Source organism: Streptomyces sp. NPDC047981, assembly GCF_040653315.1.
Lineage (GTDB): Bacteria > Actinomycetota > Actinomycetes > Streptomycetales > Streptomycetaceae > Streptomyces.
The window spans coordinates 1-6240 of the sequence record NZ_JBEZNQ010000162.1; the positions used below are offsets into that span (position 1 = coordinate 1).

Genomic DNA, 6240 nt, shown 5'->3' on the forward strand with positions numbered 1-6240 from the left:
GCGGTCGCCTACCAGCACGTGCGGGAAGAGCCTCAGCCGCCGAGCAACTTCGACCCCGAGATCACGCCCAACATGGACGCCATCGTCCTGAAGGCACTGGTCAAGGACCCCGACTACCGCTACCAGTCCGCCGACGAGATGCGCGCCGACATCGAGGCCTGCCTCGACGGCCAGCCCGTCGCGGCGGGGCACGCCGACGACCGGGCGTGGGCGCACGGGGAAGACGCGGGGCAGACCATGGTTCTGCCACCGGTGCGCCTGGACGACGGCGGTCACCTGCCGCCGGCCGAGTCGCCGTCGGTGCCGCGTCACGCGGACGAGACCGGCCGGACCTCCATGCTGCGCCCGGTGAACCCGGACGACGGCGGCTACGGCTACGACCGGGTCCCGGACCGCGACCGCCGCGGGAAGTCCAGAGCGCCCCTGGTCCTCCTGGTGCTGGCGGGTGTCCTGGTCCTGGCCGGAGTGGCGGTGTTCGGCCGCTCGTTGTTCGGCACCTCGGCGGCGGCCCGGCAGGTGGTCGTGCCGCAGTTCGTCGGTGGGACGTGGGCGGAGGCCGAGGTCCTCGCGGCCGGTTCCGAGGTCACGGTGGAGCGGTCCGGCACCGAGCGGTGCGACCAGCCGAAGGGCGCGATCTGCAGGCAGGAGCCGGCGGCGGACGGCACGAGGACGATGGACGCCGGCGGGACGGTCGGCGTCTACGTCTCCGAGGGCGTTCCGACGGTCGAGGTCCCCGATGTCGTCGAGCAGTCGCGGGACCGCGCCGAGGAACAGCTCAGGAGCAAGGGCTTCAAGGTCGCCGTGCGGACCGAGGCGTCGGACCAGGAACCGGGCAGGGTGCTCAGCCAGGAGCCGAAGGGCGGCACACAGGCCGAGCGGGCGTCCGAGGTCACGATCACCGTGGCCAGGCAGGCGACATCGCGGCTGCCGGACGTCACCGGCCGCACCTACGACGCCGCGGTGGAGCGGCTGACCGAACTCGGGTTCACGAACATCTCCCGTCAGGACGTCGACTCCGACGAGCCGGTGGACACGGTCGTCGGCCAGCGGCCCGACGGTCTCACGGACCAGGCGAAGGACGTCCGGATCACGCTCGAGGTCTCCAGGGGGCCACAGCAGCGGACGGTGGTGGTCCCGGCCGGTCTCACGGGCATGCCGTTCGAGGCGGCCGAGCGGGAGCTGCGGTCCCTGGGCCTGAGCGTCGTGCGGCAGGGGCCCGCCGGCCCGGGCGCCGTCGTTGTCGAGACCGACCCGGCGGCGGGATCTACCGTCCTGCAGGGCGGCGTCGTCACCGTCTTCACCACGCGGGAGGAGCCGACCACCCCGCCCGACGACCCCTCGTCGGAGGAGTCCTCGCAGTGCGACCCGGACGCGCCCGACGCCCCCTGGAACGACCCGTGTACGCCGTAGGCGCCGGCCGCCTTCCCGTACGGGCGACAGAACCTGCCCCACCGGCGGGACGGAATCCTGACTCCCCGTCCGGAGGCTCCTTCACCCTTGCTGACAGCTGTGGGCCATGACTTCTTGGACGGGAACGTATGAATGCGTCACCGACATCTGGCGGAGCCGGAGCACCCGCGCGCGGACAGGGGTGGTTCACTCCGAAGAAGTGGCCTGTCCGCGCCCTCCCGCCGGCCGGCGAAGGCGCCGACGCACCCGGATCCGATGACGCCCCGAGCGCTGCCGTGCCCGGCCAGGTGAGCGGGGGCTTCGGCGTCCCGTCCGACGCGGAACTCGTCAGGCGCACGCTGGCGGAGATAGCCCCGGTCGCCGACCGGGTCACGGGCTATTTCTACGCTCTGCTGTTCATCCGGAACCCCGACCTCAGAGGGCAGTTCCCAGTCGCCATGGATGTGCAGCGTGACCGCCTCGTCAAGGCGCTGCTGAAAACCGCCGAACTGATGGAGAGTCCGGATGAACTCGCCGACCACCTCCGGTCCCTCGGCCGCGGGCATCGCAAGTACGGCACGCTTCCCGAGCACTACCCGGCCGTCGGCGAGGCCCTGATCGGCGCCCTGGCGCACTATGCCCACGACACCTGGGACGAGGCGAGCGAAGCCGCGTGGACCCGTGCCTACGGGACCATGTCGACGGTCATGATCGAAGCCGCCGCGGAGAACGCGCGGAAGGCGCCGCCCTGGTGGCAGGCCGAAGTGGTGACACATGTCATGAGGGCCTCGGACATCGCCGAGATCACACTCCGCACCGATCGGCCCTACGGCTTCCTTCCGGGCCAGTACGCGAGTGTCGAGACCCCTTGGTGGCCCCGGATCTGGCGGCAGTACTCCTTCGCGGCACTGCCGGGCGGCGACGGCCTGCTCACCTTCCATGTGAGGGCCGTGCCGACGGGATGGGTGTCCAACGCCCTGGTCCACCGGGCCCGCCCCGGAAGCGTGCTCCGGCTCGGGCCTCCGGAGGGGTCCATGGTCGTCGATCACCGCACGGACAGCGGGATCGTCTGCCTGGGGGGCGGGACCGGGATAGCCCCTGTCAAGGCCATCGTGGAAGACGTGGTCGAGCGCGACGTCGGCCGCCCGGTCGAGGTCTTCTACGTGGCCCGGAGCGACGCCGGTCTCTATGCGATGGACCCGCTGTTGCGTCTCAGACAGCGGTATCCCCGGCTCCATGTGCGGGCTGTCGTGGGTGACGAGTTCCGGGTCGCTGATTTCCTCCGCGAGCACGGTCCGTGGCACGGGTACGACGCGTACGTCTCGGGGCCGGTCGGCATGGTGCGTACAGGCGTCGAGGTGCTGGAAAGCCTGGGCGTATCTCCACGGCACCTGATGTACGACCCGCTGGAGACCCTCCTGCCGCCGCAGCCGGCCCCCTGAGACGCGCCGCGGATCAGACGGACACGGTGGAGGCGCCGACGGGCGCAGGGCGAGGGGCGGGCAGGAACGCCACGGCCAGGAACGTGGCCGCCGCGCCGAGTGTCGCGAGCCACGGCAGGGCACTGGCGACGCCGGCGGCCTGGGCTTCGTGCAGGCCGTCGCCGATACCGCCGGTGAAGGCGGTCTTGTACAGGGTGTCGGCGACCGCCAGGGCGACGGATCCCCCGATCTGCCGGAAGAACGTGACATTGGAGCTCGCCGTGCCGAGGTCCGCCGGGGCGACGTGCGACTGGGCGACGATCGTCAGGCCCGAGAGCATGGGGCCGACGCCGAGCCCGATGAGGACCATCCAGAGGGACAGCGCCGGCAGCGAGGTGCCGAGATCGAGCCGGGCGAACAGGAGGGAACCCGCCGCGGCCAGGACCGCGCTGCCGAGCAGCCACAGCTTGTAGCGGTCCGACCTGCCGATGACGGCGCCGACGAACAGGCTGCCGACGACCATGGCGATCATGAGCGGGTAGAGCAGGAGGCCACTGGAGACGGCGCTGTGTCCGAGTGCTTCCTGGAAGAAGCGCGGCAGGAACACCACCGACGCGAACAGGCAGAACGCCGAGAAGAAGGAGGCGATGTTGGCCAGGGTGTAGGACGGGTCGCGGAACAGGTGTATCGGCATGATCGGCTGGTCGACCCGGTTCTCGATCATGACGAACGGGACGACGAGAGCTCCGGCGAACAGAAGAGGGCCGAGGACGGACACGTCGGTCCAGGAGTTGCCGTCCGTGCCCTTCATGGTCAGGCCGATCAGGAGCGCACTGACCCCTACCGTCAGTACGCCGATGCCCGCGTAGTCGGGGCGTCCGGCGTGGGCGACGCCTCCACCGCCGGGCAGGTACCGCCAGACGATGGCGAGAATGATCGCTCCGAGGGGCAGATTCACCAGGAACACCCAGTGCCAGCTGGCCTGATCGGTGAACAGGCCCCCCAGGAAGGGGCCGACCAGGTAGCTCAGAGCCATGATGCCGCCGAGCGCGCCCTGCGCCTGACCGCGCCGCTCAGCGGGCACGGTGTCCGCCACCATCGCCAGGGACAGGGGCAGCAGCGCGCCGGCGCCCAGGCCTTGGAGGGCCCGGAAGGCGATGAGCTGGCCCATGTCCTGGGACATGGCGCACAGGGCGCTTCCGGCGAGGAACACCACGAGGCCCGTTATCAGCAGGGGCTTGCGTCCGTAGATGTCGGAGAGGCGGCCGTAGAGGGGGACGGTGACGGTGGAGGTGAGCAGATAGGCCGTCACCGTCCAGGTGTAGAGGCTGGATCCGCCCAGATCTTCCGTGATGCGCGGCAGGGCCGTGCCGACGATGGTCTGGTCCAGCATCGCGAGGAACATACCGCCGAGAACGGCGATCAGGAGCAGTCCGCTGCGGGACCGTGGCGCTGTAGTCATATGTCGAACTTTACATGTCAGCTTTGACATGTCAGTCCAGGGGTATGCTTCTCGCATGTCTCTCCGGATCGCTCTGCTCGGCACGCTCGCCTTCCACGGCCCCGCATCCGGCTACGAACTGGCCAAACGCTTCGATGCGTCGATGAACCTCGTGTGGCAGGCCAAGCACAGTCAGATCTATCCGGAGCTGTCCAAGCTGGTGCAGACCGGCGCCGCCACGGTGGAGGCGGCGGGGGACGGACGCGGGCGCAAGATCTACACCGTCACGGAGGAGGGCCGGAACGAGATCGTCCAGTGGGTCACGAACGACGACATGCACCGCAGGATCCGCAGCGAGACCGCGCTGCGCGGATTCCTCGTCACCCTGCTTCCCCCGGACGAGGCGGCGGACGTGATGCGGGCCGAAGCCGAGTACCACGCCAATCGACTCGCCGAACTCGAGGTCCACCAGGCGGCTGTGGCGGCCAAAACCGCGCCCGACGACACCCCGCTCTTCGGCACCTACGCGCTCGACCTCGGGCTTCGTATCACCCGCGTACTGAGCCAATGGGCAGCCGGCACGGCGGAGGATCTCGAACGGCGCCGCACCACCTGATCGCCCGCGTTCGGGACCTCCTCGGCTCCGCGTTCCGCGTGCTCACGGAGGAGGGCGGCCCCCTGGCCCCAGAATTTGCGCCCCCCCACGGGGCCATCTTCACCGGGGCCAGGGGCCCTACGAAGCCAGGGGGGCAGCGGTTCACGGGGGAATGACCGAGCTGCCAGCCCCTGGCTCGCTCGCCCAGGCTAGGTGGTACGGCACGCGGCGCGGGGAAGCGTAAGCGCGGCCGAAAGGGCGCGATCCGGTTGCCGAAGGTGCAGCCACGCGACACTCTCCCGCCTGGTGTTCCGGGGAGGGTCTTCCTTGCCGTACGGGGCTTCTGGTCGAGCTGCCGACTGACGCATCGGTCGGCAAGATGCGGTCGAACCGTGGACACGGCTGGGGCTCCCGGGCTACGTTCCCGGCGTCCGACAACCATGCCGAGGCCGTGAGCGCCGCCGCCACGCCTCGCCAGCGCCGGACCTCTCCGCGGTACCGGGACGGCCTCGTCCGCGAAGGAGCCTCCATGAGCGTTCGTCCACGACCGGGCCATGTCCCCGTAGGCGCGTCGATTACCGCTGTGCCACGGTGGTGCTGGGCAGGAAGAGTGTCCGCCTCACCGAACACCTCCCGGACGAGCGCGGCCTGATCGCCGTCACCGGAGCCGGCCGGAGCACGGCGCTCACGCACCTGCCGGAGGCCCGGCCGAGGCGGCGGTCGTGATCACGGACGTGCGGGAGGGAACGTGCGGTGGCGCAGCGGGCGCAAAGGGGCGTGGTCTCGGCAGGAACGAGCCGCAGGCGTGCGAACCCGCTGGTGATCACGTTGGTCCACGGCCAGTGGCGGGCGAGGCGGAGGATGCGGCAGCGGCCGGTCGTCACAAGCTGGGCGGCGGAGCACAGTCGCAGGCGTTTGGGCTCCCACCGCCGGGCAGGGCCGGTCAGGGCGAGCATCGGCATCCAGTGGTGAGACATCGAGCCTTGGATGGTTGATCATGGTTGTCGGGAACGCGTCTCGTGCGGTGCTCATCAGCAACCGCCGGACCACAAGCCTGTCGACCCATGGGATTGCTGAACTCATCTCCGAGCTCGTCCCAACCGCGCCTTGGAGCGAGTGGGGCTCGCGCTGGCCGGCCGGGCCGGCGCTCGTCTGGCGGCCCGGCCGGGCTTCGGTGTGGGAAGGATGACCTTGCCACGCAGGTCATGGCATGGTCCGATCCGCGGTTCAGCACTCCGCGGGTGCCGCGCGTGGACGACTTCGCGATCCGCCGCGGCCAGACCTACTCCACCGTCTTGAGGGACCTGTCCCCGAGTGGTGGACACCTCTGAGCCCGGTCCCGGTAGGGGCCGGGTAGGAGGCATCTTTTATGGTGATGAAGGTCTACTCGCCCG

Annotated in this window: 4 protein-coding genes and 1 pseudogene; 3 read left to right on the plus strand and 2 right to left on the minus strand. The window is 70.2% G+C overall.

The annotated features are described in order from the left end of the window. The coding region (locus AB0E14_RS39080; RefSeq protein ID WP_362430136.1) for a PASTA domain-containing protein at nt 1-1410 on the plus strand (1410 nt) is incomplete at its 5' end. 275 nt (nt 1411-1685) lie between these two features. Next, nucleotides 1686-2831 carry a globin domain-containing protein gene (locus tag AB0E14_RS39085; RefSeq protein WP_362430139.1) on the plus strand — a complete coding sequence of 382 codons (1146 nt, stop codon included), beginning with the start codon at nt 1686-1688 and terminating at the stop codon, nt 2829-2831. Nucleotides 2832-2844: 13 nt separating this feature from the next. Here AB0E14_RS39085 and AB0E14_RS39090 read toward each other — a convergent pair whose 3' ends face one another. Beyond that, on the minus strand, nt 2845-4272 hold the full coding sequence (locus AB0E14_RS39090) for an MDR family MFS transporter (protein ID WP_362430142.1): 1428 nt from the start codon (nt 4270-4272) through the stop codon (nt 2845-2847). Nucleotides 4273-4327: 55 nt separating this feature from the next. Between AB0E14_RS39090 and AB0E14_RS39095 the strand changes: the two genes are divergently transcribed. Further along, entirely contained in the window at nt 4328-4867 is a 540-nt protein-coding gene (locus AB0E14_RS39095) for a helix-turn-helix transcriptional regulator (RefSeq protein WP_362430145.1), read from the plus strand. Between the two features lie 767 nt (nt 4868-5634). Here AB0E14_RS39095 and AB0E14_RS39100 read toward each other — a convergent pair. Next, nucleotides 5635-5811 (minus strand): annotated as a pseudogene (locus AB0E14_RS39100) (IS1380 family transposase); the annotation flags it as partial. Nucleotides 5812-6240: the final 429 nt, after the last annotated feature.

Coding starts and splice junctions, on each gene's coding strand:
- AB0E14_RS39090 (WP_362430142.1), bottom strand. CDS start 4,272: ATGACTACAGCGCCACGGTCCCGCAGCGGACTGCTCCTGATCGCCGTT.
- AB0E14_RS39095 (WP_362430145.1), top strand. CDS start 4,328: ATGTCTCTCCGGATCGCTCTGCTCGGCACGCTCGCCTTCCACGGCCCC.